General features: G+C 45.9%; 18 protein-coding genes, 1 rRNA gene and 1 riboswitch. Of the genes, 15 read left to right on the plus strand and 4 right to left on the minus strand.

What is annotated here, in order from left to right; translation table 11 throughout:
* The 14 genes from rrf to MHZ95_RS19245 all read left to right on the plus strand — a co-directional run.
* Positions 1-106, plus strand: a 5S ribosomal RNA gene (gene rrf / locus MHZ95_RS19180); the annotation flags it as partial.
* A gap of 593 nt (positions 107-699) precedes the next feature.
* Positions 700-1248 (plus strand): DUF2179 domain-containing protein, encoded by a 549-nt coding sequence (locus tag MHZ95_RS19185; protein WP_239392466.1) that lies wholly within the window; start codon positions 700-702, stop codon positions 1246-1248.
* Positions 1220-1411: an NETI motif-containing protein gene (locus MHZ95_RS19190; RefSeq protein ID WP_239392413.1), complete on the plus strand. Its 192-nt coding sequence runs from the start codon at positions 1220-1222 to the stop codon at positions 1409-1411. The genes MHZ95_RS19185 and MHZ95_RS19190 overlap by 29 nt, the downstream gene beginning before the upstream one ends.
* Before the next feature lie 86 nt (positions 1412-1497).
* Positions 1498-1597, plus strand: a riboswitch (purine riboswitch).
* A 175-nt stretch (positions 1598-1772) separates the two neighbouring features.
* Positions 1773-2261 (plus strand): 5-(carboxyamino)imidazole ribonucleotide mutase, encoded by a 489-nt coding sequence (gene purE, locus MHZ95_RS19195; RefSeq protein ID WP_239392414.1) that lies wholly within the window; start codon positions 1773-1775, stop codon positions 2259-2261.
* The gene (gene purK / locus MHZ95_RS19200; protein ID WP_239392415.1) at positions 2258-3379 is read left to right on the plus strand and encodes a 5-(carboxyamino)imidazole ribonucleotide synthase; all 1122 of its coding nucleotides are present in this window, start codon (positions 2258-2260) and stop codon (positions 3377-3379) included. The genes purE and purK overlap by 4 nt, the downstream gene beginning before the upstream one ends.
* A 56-nt stretch (positions 3380-3435) precedes the next feature.
* The gene (gene purS / locus MHZ95_RS19205) at positions 3436-3690 is read left to right on the plus strand and encodes a phosphoribosylformylglycinamidine synthase subunit PurS (RefSeq protein ID WP_239392416.1); all 255 of its coding nucleotides are present in this window, start codon (positions 3436-3438) and stop codon (positions 3688-3690) included.
* The gene (gene purQ / locus MHZ95_RS19210) at positions 3687-4373 is read left to right on the plus strand and encodes a phosphoribosylformylglycinamidine synthase subunit PurQ (protein WP_239392417.1); all 687 of its coding nucleotides are present in this window, start codon (positions 3687-3689) and stop codon (positions 4371-4373) included. Before purS ends, purQ begins: the two co-directional genes overlap by 4 nt.
* On the plus strand, positions 4357-6585 hold the full coding sequence (gene purL / locus MHZ95_RS19215) for a phosphoribosylformylglycinamidine synthase subunit PurL (protein WP_239392418.1): 2229 nt from the start codon (positions 4357-4359) through the stop codon (positions 6583-6585). Before purQ ends, purL begins: the two co-directional genes overlap by 17 nt.
* Positions 6561-7988: an amidophosphoribosyltransferase gene (purF, locus tag MHZ95_RS19220; protein WP_239392419.1), complete on the plus strand. Its 1428-nt coding sequence runs from the start codon at positions 6561-6563 to the stop codon at positions 7986-7988. The genes purL and purF overlap by 25 nt, the downstream gene beginning before the upstream one ends.
* A 12-nt stretch (positions 7989-8000) precedes the next feature.
* Positions 8001-9059, plus strand: a complete 1059-nt coding sequence (purM, locus tag MHZ95_RS19225; protein ID WP_239392420.1) for a phosphoribosylformylglycinamidine cyclo-ligase — start codon at positions 8001-8003, stop codon at positions 9057-9059.
* Positions 9056-9625: a phosphoribosylglycinamide formyltransferase gene (purN, locus tag MHZ95_RS19230; protein WP_239392421.1), complete on the plus strand. Its 570-nt coding sequence runs from the start codon at positions 9056-9058 to the stop codon at positions 9623-9625. Before purM ends, purN begins: the two co-directional genes overlap by 4 nt.
* Positions 9626-9731: 106 nt before the next feature.
* Positions 9732-11267: a bifunctional phosphoribosylaminoimidazolecarboxamide formyltransferase/IMP cyclohydrolase gene (gene purH, locus MHZ95_RS19235; protein WP_239392422.1), complete on the plus strand. Its 1536-nt coding sequence runs from the start codon at positions 9732-9734 to the stop codon at positions 11265-11267.
* Positions 11268-11279: 12 nt separating this feature from the next.
* Positions 11280-12539 (plus strand): phosphoribosylamine--glycine ligase, encoded by a 1260-nt coding sequence (gene purD, locus MHZ95_RS19240; RefSeq protein WP_239392423.1) that lies wholly within the window; start codon positions 11280-11282, stop codon positions 12537-12539.
* 104 nt (positions 12540-12643) lie between these two features.
* Entirely contained in the window at positions 12644-14020 is a 1377-nt protein-coding gene (locus MHZ95_RS19245) for an MFS transporter (RefSeq protein ID WP_239392424.1), read from the plus strand.
* 68 nt (positions 14021-14088) lie between these two features.
* On the opposite strand, the gene MHZ95_RS19250 is transcribed toward MHZ95_RS19245, so the two are convergent.
* From MHZ95_RS19250 to MHZ95_RS19265, 4 genes are all read right to left on the minus strand, one after another.
* Entirely contained in the window at positions 14089-15210 is a 1122-nt protein-coding gene (locus tag MHZ95_RS19250; RefSeq protein WP_239392425.1) for a Ger(x)C family spore germination protein, read from the minus strand.
* Positions 15189-16307: a GerAB/ArcD/ProY family transporter gene (locus MHZ95_RS19255; protein WP_239392426.1), complete on the minus strand. Its 1119-nt coding sequence runs from the start codon at positions 16305-16307 to the stop codon at positions 15189-15191. The genes MHZ95_RS19250 and MHZ95_RS19255 overlap by 22 nt, the downstream gene beginning before the upstream one ends.
* On the minus strand, positions 16304-17656 hold the full coding sequence (locus MHZ95_RS19260) for a spore germination protein (protein WP_239392427.1): 1353 nt from the start codon (positions 17654-17656) through the stop codon (positions 16304-16306). The genes MHZ95_RS19255 and MHZ95_RS19260 overlap by 4 nt, the downstream gene beginning before the upstream one ends.
* A gap of 144 nt (positions 17657-17800) precedes the next feature.
* The gene (locus MHZ95_RS19265; protein WP_239392428.1) at positions 17801-18493 is read right to left on the minus strand and encodes a class I SAM-dependent methyltransferase; all 693 of its coding nucleotides are present in this window, start codon (positions 18491-18493) and stop codon (positions 17801-17803) included.
* 311 nt (positions 18494-18804) lie between these two features.
* Between MHZ95_RS19265 and MHZ95_RS19270 the strand changes: the two genes are divergently transcribed.
* A complete protein-coding gene (locus MHZ95_RS19270) occupies positions 18805-20523 on the plus strand; it encodes an adenine deaminase C-terminal domain-containing protein (protein ID WP_239392429.1) in 1719 nt (572 codons plus the stop codon).
* The last annotated feature ends 9 nt before the right edge of the window (positions 20524-20532 follow it).

Genomic DNA, 20532 nt, shown 5'->3' on the forward strand with positions numbered 1-20532 from the left:
GATGGCGAAGAGGTCACACCCGTTCCCATCCCGAACACGGAAGTTAAGCTCTTCAGCGCCGATGGTAGTTGGGGTTTTCCCCCGCAAGAGTAGGACGTCGCCAGGCGTCAAGGTCATTGCCAATAGGTAGTGGCTTTTTTTGTTTGTAAATATAAAAAACTTGAAAGATACAGATCAAGCAATTATATAACAATCATCCTGACGCTTCAAACGCTCAAAGTATCTTCCAAATGAACATACCTCTCTTTCACCCGCTCAATTCTCTCCAAGTGCTCTTTATCCTACTTCAGCGCTCAAAGTCATTTCGAAGCGATCAATCTCCTGTCTCAGCGCTCATAACTATTTTCAAGCGATCAATCCTTCGCTCCAGCGCTCATAACTACTTTTAAGTGATCAATCCTTCGCTCCAGCGCTCATAACTACATCCAAGTGATCAATCTCTCGCCCCAGCGCTCATAACTACTTCCCAGCGTTCATATTCTCGCCTCTCCCTCGCTCTCAACTCTATCCTTCCCTTAGTGACTTATAACAACCAACAGAACCCCCTCGAACGATAATCCCACTCACATTGCCCCACGCCATTTCAAATCTCCATCCATTTGAGGATTTGAACCGAAAATACTATTACCCTTCTCTTGAAATCCACCACTGTGCGCGATACGATGAGAGCAAGCGAGGAAAGGGGATATTACTTTGCAAATGTTGCTGATCATTTTCACGATCAATATTGTCTATGTTACGTTCTTTACAGTGCGCATGATCTTAACGCTTAAAGGGTATAGGTATTTTGCAGCCGCTGTAAGTATGGTGGAAGTTGTTATATACGTTGTTGGATTAGGCCTCGTATTGGATAATCTGAACGAAATTCAAAATTTGGTTGCTTATGCGGTCGGTTATGGATGCGGTGTTATTATTGGTACGAAGATTGAAGAGAAGATGGCACTTGGCTACATTACGGTGAATGTAATTACTGCAGAGAAAAATTTGAAGTTACCAGCTATTTTGAGGGAGAAAGGGTATGGGGTAACGGATTGGTCTGCGAATGGATTGGATGGAGACCGTTCTGCTATGCAGATTCTTACACCGCGTAAATATGAGCTGAAATTATATACGCTTATTAAAGAAATCGATCCAAGGGCATTTATCATTGCTTATGAGGCGAAGACGATTCATGGCGGGTTCTGGGTCAAGACAGTAAGGAAAGGAAAGTTGTTTAGGGATGAGCAAAAAAAAGACGGTATGGTTTGAAGTAAAGGAAGGGGAAAGCATTGAAGAGTGCTTGGGCAGATTAGCAGCTGAAGGATATATCGTAGCGGGCAGAAAGGAAGAGCCGTTGTTTGAGGAAGTGAATGGTGAATATATACCTGTTCGGCAACTCATTCAATTCAAAGGAGTTCTTTCTGAACAATAAATGCACAAAAGACGAACGTTGTAAAAAAAGAAGTATAACAATGTTCGTTTTTCCGTTGACGAACAGCCAAAGGCTTGATAAAATATGTAGAGTAAATAGGAATCCCCCATATATGCTGAAGAATTGGCTTCAGTGTTTCTACCAGGACACCGTAATGTCCGGACTATGCGGGAAAGCGAAAGTTCAAGAATTGAAGCGAGAGGTGTGTGAGTCCCAATGGATACAGTCATCTTAACGCATATTTCAACGTCCTTGAATAATCCGCTTTTCACGCGTGTGAAGAGTGGGTTATTCAAGGACGTTTTTGTTTGATTTAACTTTTATATAAGTGCTGTGATTGATTAAAAGGAGCGGATAATCAGTGGAACCGAAGATCGGTGTCATTATGGGTAGTAAAAGTGATTGGGAAACGATGAAGCATGCGTGTGACATATTGGACGAGTTAGCAGTTCCTTATGAAAAGAAAGTAGTCTCCGCGCATCGTACGCCTGATTTCATGTTTGAATATGCAGAACAAGCCCAAGGTCGGGGAATAGAGGTTATCATCGCTGGAGCGGGTGGGGCGGCTCATCTTCCGGGGATGGTTGCAGCGAAGACACTTCTTCCTGTCATTGGCGTACCGGTCCAATCGAAGGCATTGAATGGAATGGATTCACTTCTTTCTATCGTGCAAATGCCGGGTGGTGTTCCCGTGGCAACCGTATCGATCGGCAAAGCAGGGGCTACGAATGCCGGCCTGTTGGCAGCGCAGTTTTTAGCGGTCCATGATCAAAGCTTGATGAAACGTTTGGAAGAGCGACGTGACAATATGCGTAAAATCGCATTGGAAAGCAGCGGTGATTTACTATGAAAACCATTTTACCTGGACAGACGATCGGGATCATCGGCGGAGGGCAACTGGGCCGAATGATGGGGCTTGCGGCGAAGGAAGCCGGGTTCAAAATCGCTGTACTGGATCCTGTGATGGATTCGCCATGCGGTCAGATTGCAGATATTCAAATTGTGGCGCCTTATGATGATGAGGCAGCACTTGAAGAGCTTGCTGAAGTAAGTGATGTCATTACGTATGAATTTGAAAACATTGATTACGAAGGATTGAAACGACTATCCGAAATCGCTTATGTGCCACAGGGTGCGGATCTTGTCCGGATTACGCAAAATCGTATCACTGAAAAGGCGGAAATTACAGCTTCAGGTGCTCCTGTCGCGAACTATATTGCTGCGCAGACATTTGACGAACTGACAGCTCAAATTGCAGAGGTCGGATTCCCTTGTATCGTGAAGACGGCGTTTGGCGGTTATGATGGCAAGGGACAATTGAAAATCGATTCTGCAGATGATTTGAAGGAAGCGGCATCCCTGTTTGCTCATTCGGCTTGCATCGCGGAAGCATTTGTTCCATTCACAAAGGAGATTTCCGTGATTATCCAGCGCAATGCGGAAGGACAATCCTACTGTCTGCCGATCGCGGAAAATATCCATAAGCATCATATTCTACATGAGTCGATTGTTCCTGCACGGGTACACCCAGATGTATTGGCAAGAGCTGAAGAAGCGGCAACTAAAATTGCTGATCACTTGGAACTTGTCGGCACGTTGGCGGTTGAAATGTTCGTTCTTGAGAATAATACGATTATCATCAATGAACTGGCGCCACGTCCACATAACTCAGGGCATTATTCCATTGAAGCATGTAATATTTCGCAATTCCACCAGCATATCCGTGCCGTTTGCGGTTGGCCGCTACGTAAGCCAAGATTGTGGGCGCCATCCATTATGGTGAACGTACTTGGGGAACATGTTGCGCCACTGACCAATGTGGTCGGCAAATATCCTGATTGGTCCATTCATCTGTATGGAAAAGCGGAAGCGAAAGAAAAGCGTAAAATGGGTCATGTCACAATCATGACTGACGATATCGAAAAAACTTTAAAAGAAATTGATGCATCCGGCATTTGGCCTCAATGATCCGTTTGGGTTGTACGAACTAACGTAAACTAATTCCATTTTGGGAGGAAAAAGACATGACAAAAGTAAATGTATACGTAACACTACGTGAAAGTGTTGTTGATCCGCAGGGAATTGCTACAAAGGAAGCACTACAAACATTAGGCTTTAACGAAGTTGAAAACGTTCGTATCGGAAAAGTGATTGAATTGGAATTAAACGGTTCAGCATCTGACATCGATGCACATGTCAAAGAAATGTGTGACAAGCTACTGATCAATAAAGTAATCGAAGACTACCGTTATGAAATCGGGGAGGTTGCGGGCAAATGAAGTTCGCTATTTTAACATTCCCGGGATCGGGTTCTGATATTGATATGTATCACGCGGTAAAAGAAGTTCTAGGAGCAGAAGCGGAATACGTCCAGCACATAGAAACGGATTTTGCGGGTTACGATGCGATCCTTATCCCAAGTGGAGCTTCTTATGGTGATTATCTTCGTCCGGGTGCATTGGCGCAAAGCTCGCCAGCGATAGAAGGCTTAAAAGCGTTCGCTGCGACAGGTAAGCCGGTTCTAGGCGTAGGCAACGGTTTTCATATCCTTGCGGAAACAGGGCTATTGCCGGGGGCTTTCCTACGGAATAAAGGCATGAAATTCAGAGCGGGCAGTGCGAAGTTGACTGTTCATAATACAGATTCTAAATTCACTGCGGATTATGAAAACGGTCAAGAGGTTACAATTCCATTTGCGCATGAATATGGCAATTATTACATTGATGAAGCAACTGTCGCGGAGCTGAAAGCGAACAACCGCATCGTCTTTACATATGCGGATGAAAACGTCGATGGCAGCACGGAAGCCATTGCAGGGGTGTTAAACGAACAAGGGAATGTACTCGGCATGATGCCGCTTCCTGAACGTGCAGTCGAAGAGATCATTGGAGGAACAGACGGATTACCTCTCTTCAATTCAATTTTGAAAAGGTGGAGTGAAAACAATGTCAGCCAAGCATGAACCGAACGCTCAACAGATTAAAGATGAAAAACTATACCTTCAAATGGGAATGACTGACGAAGAATTTGCACTTGCAGAAGAAATGCTCGGACGTCTTCCGAACTATACGGAAACCGGCTTGTTCTCCGCATTATGGTCAGAACATTGCTCGTATAAAAGTTCAAAGCCTGTGCTACGTAAATTCCCGACGGATGGAGAGCGTGTGCTTCAAGGACCTGGTGAAGGCGCAGGGATCGTCGATATCGGCGATAATCAGGCGGTCGTTTTCAAAATGGAATCGCATAACTCACCTTCAGCCATCGAACCGTTCATCGGTGCGGCAACGGGTGCAGGCGGAGTATTGCGTGATGTGTTTTCCATGGGGGCACGCCCTGTTGCGCTCGTCAATTCCCTTCGTTTTGGAGACTTGACGGATGCACGTGACCGTTACCTATTCGAAGAGGCGGTTGCTGGGATTGCAAGCTATGGCAATAAAATCGGTATCCCGACGATTGCCGGTGAGGTGCAATTTGACAATTGTTATTCAAAGCGTCCACTGGTCAATGCGATGGCGGTCGGTTTATTGAATCATGAAGATATTCAAAAAGGTGTTGCGTCCGGTGTCGGCAACATAGTGATGTATGCAGGTGCGACAACAGGGCGTGACGGCATTCACGGTGCGACGATGTCTTCTTCTGAAGTGACTGTGGAAGAAGAAGCAGAACTTCCAGTGATGCAAGCAGGCGATCCATTCCTTGAAAAATTGGTCATGGAAGCATGTTTGGAACTAGTAAAATCAGATGCATTGATCGGTATTCAAGATATGGGTGCGGCGGGTCTTACATCCTCGGCTGCGGAAATGGCATCAAAAGCTGGATATGGAGTAGAGCTGAATCTTGACCTTGTTCCACAACGTGAAGAAGGAATGACAGCGTATGAAATGATGTTGTCAGAATCCCAAGAACGTATGTTGATCGTCGTAAAACAAGGCCGTGAACAAGAAGTGACGGATCTTTTCGCGAAACATGGCATTGAAGCTGTGGCAATTGGGAAAGTAACAGATGATAAAATGCTTCGCTTGCTTCATAAAGGAGAAGTGGTTGCAGAAGTATTAGCGGATGCACTTGCTGAAGATGCACCAGTTTACCATAAAAAATCAGAGGAACCTGCTTACTTCAAAGAGTTCCAGGCAATGGAAAAAACAGAGCCGGCTGTCAACGATTTAACAGAGACGTTGAAAGACTTATTGCAACGCCCGACGATTGCATCCAAAGAATGGGTTTATAACCAATTCGATACACAAGCGCGTTCGAATACGGTTGTTGCACCGGGAGCTTCTGCAGGCGTTATCCGTGTCGATGGGACGAATAAAGGGCTTGCAATGACATCCGATTGTAACTCACGTTTTGTTTATCTCGATCCAGAAACTGGTGGGAAAATTGCAGTTGCTGAAGCGGCACGAAATCTTGTCTGTTCTGGCGCTGAACCGATCGCAATCACGGACTGTTTGAACTTTGGTAGTGCGGATAAGCCGGAAGTGTTTTGGCAACTTGAAAAGTCAGCGGAAGGGATTTCTGAGGCATGTCGCAAATTGAATGCGCCAGTCATCAGTGGGAACGTTTCTTTATCCAACGAAGTGAACGGTGTTCCGGTCTATCCAACGCCTACAATCGGTATGGTCGGTCTCGTCCATGATCTTTCCCAAACGGTAACGACGGAATTCAAACAGGCGGGCGATGTCATTTACGTTATCGGTGAAGCGGCAATGGAATTCGGCGGCAGTGAGCTTCAACAAATGACGGAAGGGAAAATCTTCGGACAAGTTCCGGTGATTGACTTAAACGTGGAAGCGACTCGTCAAAAGCAATTATTGTCTGCCATTCAAGAGGGGCTTGTTCAATCGGCAACGGACTTATCGGAAGGCGGCTTTGCGGTTGCGCTTTGTGAAAAAGCATTTGGTGCACAAGGTCTTGGAGCGGGCGTAACGGTTTCAGGTTCTGAAGTAACGGCACTTTTCAGTGAAACGCAATCACGTTTCCTTGTTACGGTTAAAGAAGAACATGCACAAGCTTTCGAAGCGGCTGTAACGGATGCCGTTAAAATCGGTACAGTGACTGACAGCGATCGACTTGTCATCAATGGTGACAACGGTACGTTAATCGACGGATCGGTTGAAGAATTCCGTACTGCTTGGAAAGGGGCTATCCAATGCTTGCTGAACTCAGAGGCTTAAACGAAGAGTGCGGCGTGTTCGGCATTTGGGGTCATGAAGATGCGGCGCAGATCAGTTATTATGGTCTGCACGCATTGCAACACCGTGGGCAGGAAGGCGCCGGTATCGTGACGAAGGAAGGCAAAAAACTGCATGTCGTTAAAGATGAAGGTCTTGTCAATGAAGTATTTTCCGGTGATGCGATAAAAAATCTAAAAGGAAATGCGGCTATTGGACAGGTCCGTTATACGACAGAAAACGGTCGCGGTATAGAAAATGTCCAACCGCTTGTGTTCCGTTCAACGACAGGAAGCCTGTCGATTGCGCTCAATGGCAACATCGTCAATGCAGTTGAATTGCGTGAACATCTCGAACGTCAAGGCAGTATTTTTCAAACGGCTTCGGATACGGAAGTGCTTGCACATTTAGTGAAAAGAACGACGAGTGGTACGTTAACGCAACAAGACAGAGTGAAAAAAGCTTTGGCGCTACTGAAAGGTGCATTTGCCTTTGTCATGTTGACGGACGATGGTTTGATGGTAGCGCAGGATCCGAATACGATCCGTCCTTTATCCATCGGGAAGATGGGGGATGCATGGGTCGTTGCATCCGAAACATGTGCATTTGACATTATCGGTGCAGAATGTGTCCGCTCGGTTGAACCGGGTGAATTGATCATTATTAATGACAAAGGGATGCGTTCCGAACGGTTTGCCGAAGCGTCGGACCGTGCGATGTGTTCGATGGAATATGTCTATTTTGCCCGCCCGGATTCGAATATTGATGGGATCAATATCCACTCAGCACGAAAACGTTGTGGGAAACAGTTGGCACGTGAAGTGAAGATTGAAGCGGATGTTGTGACAGGTGTGCCGGATTCAAGTATTTCGGCCGCTATCGGCTTTTCAGAGGAGAGCGGAATTCCATATGAACTCGGCCTTATCAAAAACCGCTATGTCGGTCGGACATTCATTCAACCGTCACAGGAGTTACGGGAAAAAGGCGTGAAGATGAAGCTTTCCCCGGTTCAACAAGTCGTTGAAGGTAAGCGGGTTGTCATGGTCGATGATTCCATCGTCCGCGGCACGACGTCCAAACGGATTGTACGGATGCTAAAGGAAGCTGGTGCAAAGGAAGTTCACGTCGTGATTGCATCTCCTCCTCTTGTCAGTCCTTGTTATTATGGTGTTGATATTAGTACAGATTCCGAATTGATTGCAACGAACAGAACTGTTGAAGAGGTCCGGGATCTTATTGAAGCGGATTCGCTCACATTCCTATCTGCAGATGGGATGTTAAAGGCGATTGGCCGTTCTCCAGAGATGAAGAACTGTGGGCAATGTTTGGCATGCTTCACTGGAAATTATCCGACGGAAATCTATTCGGATACGGCAATGCCACATGAAAAAGAAATTGTGAGATAGGGGGCCTTTTGCATGTCTAAGGCATATGAAAGAGCGGGAGTCAATATCGAGGCTGGCTATGAGTCGGTTGAACGGATGAAATCGCATGTGGCACGGACTGCACGAAAGGGTGTTGCAGGAACGTTCGGCGGCTTCGGCGGCATGTTCGACCTTTCAGCATTGGAATATAAAGAGCCGGTCCTGATTTCAGGGACAGACGGTGTCGGGACGAAATTGAAACTGGCATTTATGGCAGACAAACACGATACGATCGGTATCGACTGTGTCGCCATGTGTGTCAATGATATTGTGGCGCAAGGGGCAGAACCGCTTTACTTCCTGGACTATATTGCGCTTGGCAAAGCGGTACCTGAGAAGGTGGAAGCGATTGTTAAAGGAATTGCCGATGGATGTGTTCAGTCAGGAGCAGCGTTAATCGGTGGAGAAACGGCGGAAATGCCTGGATTGTACGAGATCGATGAATACGATCTTGCCGGATTCGCAGTGGGTGCTTGCGAAAAAAGTCGTATTGTGACAGGTGAAAAAGTGGCTGAAGGCGATGTGCTTGTCGGGATTGCATCAAGCGGCATTCATTCTAACGGCTATTCACTTGTTCGTAAAATCGTTCTGGAAGAGAACGGTTATGCAATCGATGGTGTTATCGAAGGATATGAAGCACTTGGCACAGTTGGTCAGGCGCTTCTTGAACCGACGAAAATCTATGCGAAACCTGTCCTTCAAATGCACGAAGAATTGGACATCCATTCAATGGGGCATATTACAGGTGGCGGATTCTTCGAAAACTTGCCGCGTATGTTAGCGGAAGGTTTTGGAACGGAAATCGACCTCGGCGCATGGCCTGTCCTTCCAGTATTCCAAATACTGAAGGAAAAAGGACAATTGACGGATAAAGATTTGTATAGCGTCTTCAATATGGGCGTCGGCTTTGTCGTAGCACTTCCGGCTGAACAAGCGGATCGTGCAATTGAGATCGCTGAGCAACACGGTGAAAAAGCATACAAAATCGGTCGCGTCACAGCAGGTGAAGGGGTCACATTTACAGGTGAACATGACGGGAGCCTTACAAAATGACTCGTAAAATGAAAATTGCCGTTTTCGCATCTGGAAGCGGCAGTAATTTCGGCGCATTAGCGGAAGCATGTGAAAAAGGGGAGCTAAACGCCGAAATTGTCCTCATGGTGACGAACAAGCCGGAAGCGTTCGTTGTCGAACGTGCTCGCAGAGCGAATATCCCGATTGCGGCACTCAGACCGAAAGATTACGAGACGAAAGAGGCGTATGAGGAAGCCATTCTTACTGCGCTTCGTGAGTCGGGGGCGGAATGGTTAATTCTCGCAGGCTATATGCGCCTTGTGGGTCAGACGTTATTGAAAGCATACCCTTCCAAAATCGTAAACATTCATCCGTCTTTGTTGCCATCTTTCCCTGGGAAAGATGCCATTGGACAAGCGATCGGGCATGGTGTGAAAGTGACGGGGGTTACGGTTCATCTTGTTGATGAAGGGATGGATACCGGTCCGATTCTTGCACAGCGAGCGGTCGATGTCATCGATGGAGACGTCGAAAAGACGGCGGAAGCGATTCATGCGGTTGAACACGAACTCTATAAGGATGCATTGAATAAACTATTTTGCTAATCGCTACGCTGAAAGTAGCTTCAGTGGTTACATAATGAAAATATAAGATCAAGTCGGTGAACATTTTTACCGACTTTATTTATTACAAAAATGGAGGATATTACTCGTGAAAAAACGTGCACTGCTAAGCGTGTCAGACAAAAGTGGTATTTTGGAGTTTGCGAAAGAGTTGGAAGGGCTTGGCTATGAATTGCTGTCTACAGGCGGAACAATGAAACACCTGGCGGATAATGGCGTAGTTGTCACAGCTGTCGATGCGGTAACAGGCTTCCCGGAAATTATGGAAGGCCGTGTAAAAACGCTCAATCCGATGATTCACGGTGGACTTCTTGCGAAACAAGATGACCCGACGCATCAGGCGCAAATGGAAGAGCATGGCATCCAACCGATCGACATCGTTTGTGTCAACTTGTATCCATTCAAAGAAACGATTTCCAAACCGGATGTGACAACGGATGATGCAATCGAAAATATCGACATCGGAGGACCGGCGATGCTACGTGCATCTGCGAAAAACCATGCGTATGTCACGGTCATTGTCGATGCAGCGGATTACGCGCAAGTGTTGGAAGAGTTGAAGACGGATGGCCAAACGACATTGGAAACACGCAGACGTTTAGCGGCGAAAGTATTCCGCCATACAGCTGCGTACGATGCGCTCATTTCAGGCTACTTGACTGATCTTGCAGGCGAAGAGTTCCCGGAGCAGGTGACTTATACATATGAGTTGAAACAACCGCTCCGTTACGGTGAAAACCCGCATCAGAAAGCGGCATTTTATAGCCGTCCACTCGGTTCGGATTTCTCGATCGCTTATGCTGAACAATTGCACGGCAAAGAGCTTTCTTATAACAATATCCAAGATGCGAATGCAGCGATCCAAATCGTCAAGGAATTCGAAGGTCCTGCGGCAGTCGCAGTGAAACATATGAATCCATGTGGCGTCGGTACAGGCGAAACGGTTTTCGATGCGTTCAATAAAGCTTATGAAGCAGACCCGGTATCCATTTTCGGCGGCATTATCGCTTTGAATCGTGAAGTGGATGCGTCAACTGCTGAAAAACTATCAGGAATATTCCTTGAAATCATCATTGCACCATCGTTCACAGCTGAAGCTGTTGAAATCTTGACGAAGAAGAAAAATATCCGTTTACTTACGATTTCGTTTGATCAAAACAAAAAAGATAAATGGAATACCGTGTCTGTAGAAGGCGGACTGTTAATGCAGGAACCGGATACGTATGGCTTTGCGGATGCGGATATCCGTGTGGCAACGGATCGTGAACCGACAGAAGCAGAGTGGGAAGCGATGAAACTAGGCTGGGCAGTCGTCAAGCACGTGAAATCAAATGCGATTGTTGTATCGGATGATCATATGACACTCGGTGTCGGTGCAGGACAGATGAACCGCGTTGGCGCAGCGAATATCGCATTGACACAAGCGGGAGAACGTGCAAAAGGAGCAGCACTTGCATCAGACGCGTTTTTCCCGATGGACGATACAGTTGAAGCGGCTGCGAAAGCAGGCATCACGGCTATCATCCAACCAGGCGGATCGGTCAAAGATGAGGATTCCATTAAAAAAGCAAACGAATACGGCATTGCCATGGTGTTCACAGGCGTCCGTCATTTCAAACACTAAGGAGGATTATCGTTGAATATACTCGTTATCGGGAGCGGCGGCCGCGAACATGCGATTGCCAGACAGTTCAAAAACTCCCCTTCCGTTCAGAAAGTTTTTGTCGCGCCAGGCAATGATGGTATGAAGAATGATGCGGAATGTGTACAAATCGATGCATTGGATTTCGAAGCGCTTGTTTCGTTCGCGAAAGAAAATGAAGTGGACCTGACTTTTGTCGGTCCTGAACAACCGCTTGCGGAAGGCGTTGTCGATTTTTTCGCGGAGCATGGATTGAAGGCATTCGGCCCGACGAAAGCGGCTGCGCTAATTGAAGGCAGTAAATCGTTTGCGAAAGAGCTGATGGCGAAATACAATATTCCGACTGCGGCGTATGGAACGTTCACGGACGCGGAAGAAGCGAAAGCTTTCATCCGTGAAAATGGTGCTCCGATTGTCGTTAAGGCGGACGGGCTTGCGGCTGGGAAAGGCGTCATTGTCGCGATGACGTTGGACGAAGCATTGGATGCGGTCGATGATATGATCGGCAATCAGAAATTCGGCGAGTCTTCATCACGTGTCGTCATTGAGGAATTCCTGGACGGCGAAGAGTTTTCTTATATGTCATTTGTGCATGATGGACAAATTTACCCGATGGTCATCGCACAAGACCATAAGCGTGCGTTCGATGGCGATAAAGGGCCAAACACAGGCGGCATGGGCGCGTATTCACCGGTTCCGCAAATTTCGGATAGCGTTGTACAAGAAGCGTATGATAAAGTGGTCGTTCCGACTGTCGAAGCGATGACAGCGGAAGGGACGCCGTTTACAGGAATTTTATATGCAGGTCTTATTTTGACGGAAGATGGACCGAAAGTGATCGAGTTCAATGCACGTTTCGGGGATCCTGAAACGCAAGTCGTCTTGCCACGGATGGCATCCGATTTCGGTGCATTCATGGCTGCGCTTATGGATTGCAAACCGTATGACCTGCAATGGCATGACGAAGCGATGTTGGGCGTTGTCATAGCGGCAGACGGTTATCCGGGAGATGTGGTAAAAGGAACGGCATTGCCTAATCTCGATATTCTGCAGACACAAGGATTGGACGTGTTCCATGCGGGGACGAAATCGGATGGCGCCGGCTTTGCAGGAAATGGCGGTCGCGTCATTCTCGTCGCAGCGAAAGCGGACTCACTGAAAGAAGCACAAAGTCAAGTGTATAAAGGCTTGTCCCAACTGGAATGGAATGGATTCTTCTATAGACAGGACATCGGCTGGCGTACGTTTGAATAAAGTAGCTTGAACATTATCCCGGATCTTGGATAAATCAACCTTCCAAGGTCCGGTCTTTTTTTTACATGTAAGAAAGTCAAACTAGATGGAGTGTACAGGTACAGATGGAAGGTACATATAAAGGTAATGATAAATTAATAACGGGTCTCGTATTAGGGATTATTACATATTGGTTGTTTGCGCAGGCGCTGTTGAATACGGTGCCGGCTATCCAGCAGGACTTGGGCATCGATGTCAGTACGATTGGCATCGGAATTAGCCTGACAGCCCTTTTTTCGGGAATTTTCGTCGTCGTTGCGGGAGGCTTTGTCGATCGTTTCGGGGCGGTGCGGTTAACGGTCATCGGTTTGATACTGAGCATTGTCGGGTCGTTACTTCTTATTCTTGCAACAAACACGTCGCTTTTCATAACGGCACGGGTCATTCAAGGGTTTTCCGCGGCTTGCGTCATGCCTGCGACGCTGTCGATCGTGAAAGCGTATTATGACGGTGCAGCCCGTCAACGCGCATTGAGTTTCTGGGCGATCGGCTCCTGGGGTGGGACAGGCATCTGTTCGTTGGCCGGGGGAGCCATTGCGACATCGTTGGGCTGGAGATGGATTTTCATTTTTTCCATCGCGGTGGCTATCCTTTCTCTCGTGTTATTAAAAGGTACACCTGAGACGAAAACAGTGGCCACAAGTAAGAAGTTCGATTACGTGGGCCTGATCCCATTTGTGTTGGCGATGCTCAGCTTAAACCTCGTCATTACACGGGGTGGCTCATTCGGTTGGTCAAGCAAGATTACCCTCTCTTTGCTTCTCCTCTTTGTCGTATCAGCGATTTTCTTCTTTCGAAATGGATTCAAAAAAGGAGACGATAGTTTTATCGATTTCTCCATCTTCAAAAATCGTGCCTATTCAGGCGCGACATTATCGAACTTTTTATTGAATATGGTAGCGGGGTCTTTGATCATTATCAATACCTATCTCCAAATGGCGAGAGGCTTTACGTCATTTCAGTCGGGGCTTTTGTCCATCGGTTATCTGGTTTGTATTTTAGTGACAATCCGAATCGGGGAAAAGCTGATCCGGAAAATAGGGGCAAGAAAGCCGATGATGATCGGACCTTTAGTGACGAGTATCGGCGTCATGCTTATGGCTTTCACGTTTTTGGATGATATGCCTTACACTATCGCAGTGATCATCGGTTTCATTTTATTTGGAATCGGTCTTGGTCTGTATGCGACGCCTTCGACAGATTCGGCCGTTGCCAATTCACCGGCTGACAAGGCGGGCGTTGCGACGGGCATTTACAAAATGGCGAGCACGCTCGGTGGTTCCATTGGTATCGCAGTTTGCGCCAGTGTTTTTGGTGCATTGTCAGCCAGCCATGATGCGGGCTTTGCCGCGATGATCGGGTTAGGAGTTTGCGTAATGCTTTGCATTCTATCCATGCTCTCCGTATTTTTCACAACGCCGAAAGACGTCCGAAATGCTTGAACCTAAAATCCCCTGCTCCCTGACAGAGCGGGGGATTTTGGAGTGATTTTTTGATGTGATCGGTTATTTTATTCGACCGCTCCTGTACTTTTCAAATTGATATCCATGGTGACATTAAACTCGATTTCAGGATAAATGCGATTCCATTCGTCAATCGTGTCTTTGTGCGACAATCTCGTCGCACGATAACGCAAGCCGAATCCGAATGGATCGACATTGTTCTCTTGAAGGGTAGTCAATAAATCCATGACCTTCTTTTTAATATCATCAGCTGCTATTTTATCGTACTTTTTCAAGTCGGAGTTATTCAGACGTTTAGTGGATTCACTAATGACACCGACCTTTGTGATTTTCATATCAATCCGTGGCGTCTCTCCTTCGTCAAGGATAATCTGATATTTCATCTTGACTTCATCGATGTGCAACACCAAGTGCAGATTGTCTTCTTCAATTTTATAAGTGAAATTGGATACATTATTGATCAGTGAATTAAAATACTTCGTTTGAACTTGCGTCAATTCAACGGGTTCCTCACCCCATTTAAGTACGATCGATTTATTGACGATAAAATGTTTTTGTTCCTCATTGAAATCGATGATGGGTAAAACCGTATTGATCCCTTTGCTTAATACCTCTCTTCTGAATTCGAATAGGAATGTAGTGAGGACATACGGGCTTTCCGTTCCGGTATTATCGAAAAAGTTATATAACGCGATTGTTGCAGGAGGTTCAGTGTCCGGTGCAAAGGAAACTGTCTCCTCGGCAGTCTTTTCAGCTACGGCAACGTAAGTGATCATTTGGATATCCGCACGTCTTGTAAAATAATCCATGAATGTATCCATGTCTTTTGAAAGCAATTCCTTGTTTAGAACGATGCTCCGATTATGTCCCATCTCCAATTTTTTATCAACATGTGTTTCCATATCCCGAATGGCTTCTGCAATCGACTCGGCATCATGAGCTAAATGCGTAAAGCCTTGGGCAGCCTCTGCCTTGACTTCACCGGCTGGCTTGGCCAACTTCAATGTCACCCTGAAACCGTCTTCCACTGTTTCGGAAGGATCTATGCCTATTCCCAATACAAAAATCCGTTTGTCAATGTCTTTAAAGGCACATCCGGATTGAAAAAGGAGGGCGATCAGCATGAGGATAGAAAAAAAGCGCTTTATCATTTTTTGAGTTCCGGACAATTGGACGCTCCCCTTTTCTTTGCCAACAAAAGACTACCGATGAGCAAAAATAGAAGAATCGGCAAAAAGTATTTATCGAATATTTCGACTGACTTATACAGATTATCGACTGTCATCCTTGTTGCCGAGAACATCGCAACAATCCAAAAGCAAACGATAAAAAAAGGAATTGTTAAATTATACGACTTCCACTTTAATCGTTTGAAATGAAATATACTGGAAAGTAGCTGGATGGAAACATGCCAATGTATCGTCATGCTGATGACACTGAGGGCCAAGTAGGCGCCGATGAATATAAAGACGATTCTTTCAATGACTCCGAATTTCATACGGATGGAATCGCTTGTCATTATCCATGGGTACAAAACATTATTTAGGGAGTCAAATCCTCCAAAGCCGATTGGAAGGAAATAAGTAGTGAAAAGGATAAATGTACAAACTACTGTAAGCAAGACCATACCTTTTCGTGACGGTTTTTTCAATTTCGTGAAGTATCGATTGAATATTATTAAATTGGCTACCCCGATGACAATATAGAGCGAGGTGCTAAAAGCCGCATAATCCGGCAAATGATTAATATGCATGACGGCAATCCTTACATAATCCCATTTCAGGCTAGGGCTGAGATAACCCTTTATTTGGATGAAGACAATAAAAGGGACTACGATAAGAATGACAATTTCACTCATATATAAAATATTTCTTGTCGTCATCAGAATTCCATATGTGACAACAAAAACAAAAGTTAGGACGATTGTATAGATGGACATTTCAGGCGTCAGAAAACGAAAAATAATGAATGTATAGATGACCAGTGTTGAGAGCCCCGCAAGATACCAGCAAAGAGCGAGAAAAAGAAGCACGGGCGTTGCAATCCATTTGGGTACGTGCAACTTCAAGATTTCGGGCAAGTCTTGCCCGGGGAAACGACTAAATAAGGAAATGATCATGTAGGTCAATATCATTCCGACGGGCAGGGCAAGAACAAGCGCAAGGACGGTTCCACTATTGTTTCCGGCGATTAGTATCCTTGGCGTGAGGGAAACCATATTTGTCAGCATATTTACCAAAATCAAGTAGAATAGGAAACGGCTCATCGTTTGTCCATCCTCAACTCCTCATTTTTACTAATCCATGGAATCCGTAAATAAGGTACACCTAAACTTTCTTTACTTACCAAAAGCATAATTAAGCCTATAAAACCGACCAATAAACCGACCATCCCGAACAAAGCCGAATAAACAAGTAGCATAAGCCGAATAACCCGTATGGAAAAACTCATCTCGTTGATAGGAATGACAAATGTGGAAATGGCGACTGCCGAAATGACGATGACCATGATATTTGAAGTCAGTGCCGCTTCTGTTGCCGCCGTGCCCAAGATGAGTCCACCGACAGTGGTCGCGGTAGAATTGACGGCTTTCGGCAATCGCATGCTTGCTTCCGTTAATAATTCCACGAAGAATAACATGAAAAATACTTCTATAAAGGATGGATAAGGGACACCGATCCTGCCACCCGCAACAGTGAGCGCAAGTTCCAGTCTCAAAATATCCGGGTTATACGATGTCACTGCCACATACAGGCTAGGGAGCAAAATACATACGAACAAACCGGTATATCTCAAAAGGATTGTAAATGCCGTTACACTGAAGACGTGGTAATTATCTTCCATTGAAGACATGAAATCGAAAAAAATGACAGGTACAATGATGACATCCGGGCTTCCGTCAATGACGATAATCACTTTACCGTTGTTCAAATTGTAGACGATGCGGTCCGGTCGTTCTGTGATCAACGTTGAAGGGAATAGCGTGAATGTACCCTTGTTCAGAAAATGTTGGAGGTCGCCGGCCGATTGGAGTAACGGAGTATCGAGTTCAACAAGCTGCTCCTTGACTTTTTTCAACATATCGGGATTGACTCGATCATAATCATAGAGTAAGGCGATTGCTCGGTTGGATTCGTCATCCGACAGGATTGTTTCAACTTTTAAAGAAGGCTGATGGTACCTTTGCCTGATTAAATTGATTGTCACTTCAATATCTTCACTTAATCCTTTTTGAGGTCCATGAACTGTCGGTTCCATCAGGGTATCCTGTACTTCTTTATTACTCACGAGGCGGATATCCAACAAGAAAATATGATTCCCAATCGCAATCAAAACAAATCCCGCGCTTAACAAAATAAGCAATTTATCTATATTTGGCATATCGATTCGATTCGGCAAAGATTGGATATAAGAAGTAAAGCTTTCCTCAGAGGACATTTCAAAAAAGGGTTTGATCACCGTTTGCTGGAGTGTATTTCCATCCACCACGGACTTTAAATAGAAAAGGAAAGCATATTGGCCATTCATGTGTAGCGGTGTCTGAATCATGTCATCCGACGGCTTGAATTGTTCCGCCAATCCATCGAATAAAGGAGGGGCTTTTTTTTCAAACACTTGCAACTCTCCTTTCAGGTAAAGCCTTGAAAAAGCTTTGTCATTAGCGTTGACGGAATTTGGAGAAATGATACAAGCAATCTTGTGGAGTGGAATCCTATAAAAAAAGCCCCGACTCCTGATGAGGAGCGGGACAATCATTTTTCATGTCGCCTGGCAAATCCATCCGCCGAACATATTGGTCGTAAAGAATTTAGCGATTTTGCCGAAGCCGGCCTCACTGAGTAACCCGACAATTTCCTCTTCGGGAATGAAGGACAGGGCACGGACCGTTTTCTCCATTTCATCCACTTCTTCTTGTGACAAACTTGTCGAATCGAGCCAATAAGCTTTCCACAGTGCAAACAGCTCATCGAATGCCGGATTGCCCGGATTACCATACATCGTCGCCATCACAAACGGTGCACCCTCTTTCAAGCATTGGCGAATCGCCTTCAGTTGACGGAGTTTTTCCTGCCTGTCTGCAATGAAGTGCAGAACGAGCATACAAGTGGCGGCATCATGCAAATTGTCCGCACGCACTTCCTCGGCTGTTCCCCCGATAAATTCTACGCGATCTGCCATTTGTAAAGCGGCTGCCTTCGTGCGCGCGATATCGAGCATTGGCGGTGCAGGATCGACGGCGGTGAACGTCCATTCAGGATTTGCGGGGCCTAACAAAGCGAGTTCATTGCCACCGCCAGCCCCGACGACGAGCACATGGGCTTGCTGTGCCGTATGCGCCCGAAGATATGTCTGCACAAGTCTGAACATTGAATCATACGTAGGCAATGTTCGGCGTATCCCTTTATCGTACTCCGTCGCCATTTCTTCATTGAATTCCATTTTGTCCGCCATATGATCAAATCCCATCCATTTTGTAGTATCTGTAATTATTTCGCTCAAAACTTGGAAAAACCTTTTCATCGAAAAATCTTGTTGCTTCACAGTGTTTTGGTTCAAGAAATGAATGTTTTACCTAAACAAGCCAACGTCGGGTTGAAAGAAATCAACGTTTTACACAAACGAGGCAACGCCAAGTTAAAAGAAACCAACGCTCGTGAACAACTCCAAAACGTCCTGTCCAAAATTTCCAACTCTCTATGTATTTCATGAATGCTATGCTACGATAAATAGTATACTAGTGAGTAGAGGAGAGAGGGGATTTCATGTGGGGGCATAGTGAGATAAAAGGGCAGCTGGCGATCATCGAAGGCAAAAAGTCGCCGGATCTCATTATTACAAACGGGGAATACTTGCATGCTATTTATAAAAAGTGGATGAAGGGAAACATTTGGGTTTCAGGGGATCGGATTGTCTATGTCGGACAGGCCATGCCCGCTGTTACAGAAGGCGCGGAAATTTTCGATGCGTCCGGGAGAAAGATTGTGCCGGGGTATATCGAACCGCATGCGCATCCTTTTCAATTGTACAATCCTCGAACATTTGCAAGTTATGCAGCGGAGCGCGGAACGACTACGATGATTGCGGACAACCTTGCTTTTTTCCTGACCCTTGATGACACAACGTCTTTTTCGATTATGGACGAATTGAGCACGTTGCCGTTTTCATTTTATTGGTGGGTACGATTTGATTCACAGACGGCTACGGAAAATGAAGCGACTTTATTTAATGTTGATTCGATCCGACAATGGGCTGGACGGCCAGATGTTCTGTTAGGCGGTGAATTGACAGGGTGGCCTCGGCTGATGAACGGTGATCCGAATATGTTTTCTTTTCTTCAGACTGTAAAAGCGGAAGGCAAGAAAATGGAAGGCCATTTCCCAGGGGCCTCGGAGCGGACACTTGCCCGCATGCGTCTTCTTGGGGTGGACGGCGATCATGAAGCGATGACCATCGAAGAAGTGGAGACAAGGCTTTTACATGGTTATGGAGTGACGTTGCGCCATTCGTCCATCCGACCGGATCTTCCTGATTTGTTAAAAGCCGCGGTGGAGAAAGAGTTGGACGTATTTGATCATCTCATGATGACAACAGATGGTTCGTCGCCGTCATTTTACATCGACGGTGTGATGGACAAATGTATCCGCATTGCGCTTGATGCGGGGGTAAAACCGATTGATGCTTATCAAATGGCCACTTATAACATTGCGCGTTACTACAATATGACGGATCTGCACGGCATGATTGCGACAGGGCGCTATGCATCACTCAATATTTTGGAAGATGTCGATCATCCCGTACCAACGGATGTGTTGTCTAAAGGTGAATGGGTGAAACGTGCAGGAAGGCCGACGGAACCGTTCCCTTCCATCAATTGGTCTGATTTTGGCGTGTTTGCTCCGGATTTTGAGTTGAAGGAATCCGATTTACGATTCGATGAACCAATCGGGATTGAAATGGTGAACGATGTTATCACGAAGCCGTTTCAGATTACACGGGATACGACAACCGCTCAATTGGAGAACGGGCATGATGAGAGCTTTCTGATGCTCATTGACCGCCAGGGAAAATGGCATGTCAATACGGTAATCAAAGGATTTGCAACGGATGTCCAAGGTTTTGCTTCCACGTATTCGAATACGGGGGATATTCTGCTGCTCGGGAAGGACAAGCAAGAGATGATCCGGGCTTTCGAAGAAGTCAAACGGATCGGAGGCGGGATGGCGCTCGTAGAGAATGGGGAAATCATCCAAACATTGCCGCTTGTCATCGGAGGCGGCTTTTCGAACGAACCGATGGACTTATTGATGGCACAAGAATTGGAACTGAAAAAAGCATTGGTGGACCGAGGCTTCAAATATGGGGATGCCATCTTTTCGTTACAGTTTTTGCAAACGACGCATTTGCCATATGTACGCATTACGCCGTTAGGCATTTATGATGTGATGAAAAACGAAGTACTGATTCCCGTAAAGGAAAGATAGGAGGAAGAA

The organism is Sporosarcina sp. ACRSM (assembly GCF_022346545.1).
Classification (GTDB): Bacteria; Bacillota; Bacilli; order Bacillales_A; family Planococcaceae; genus Sporosarcina.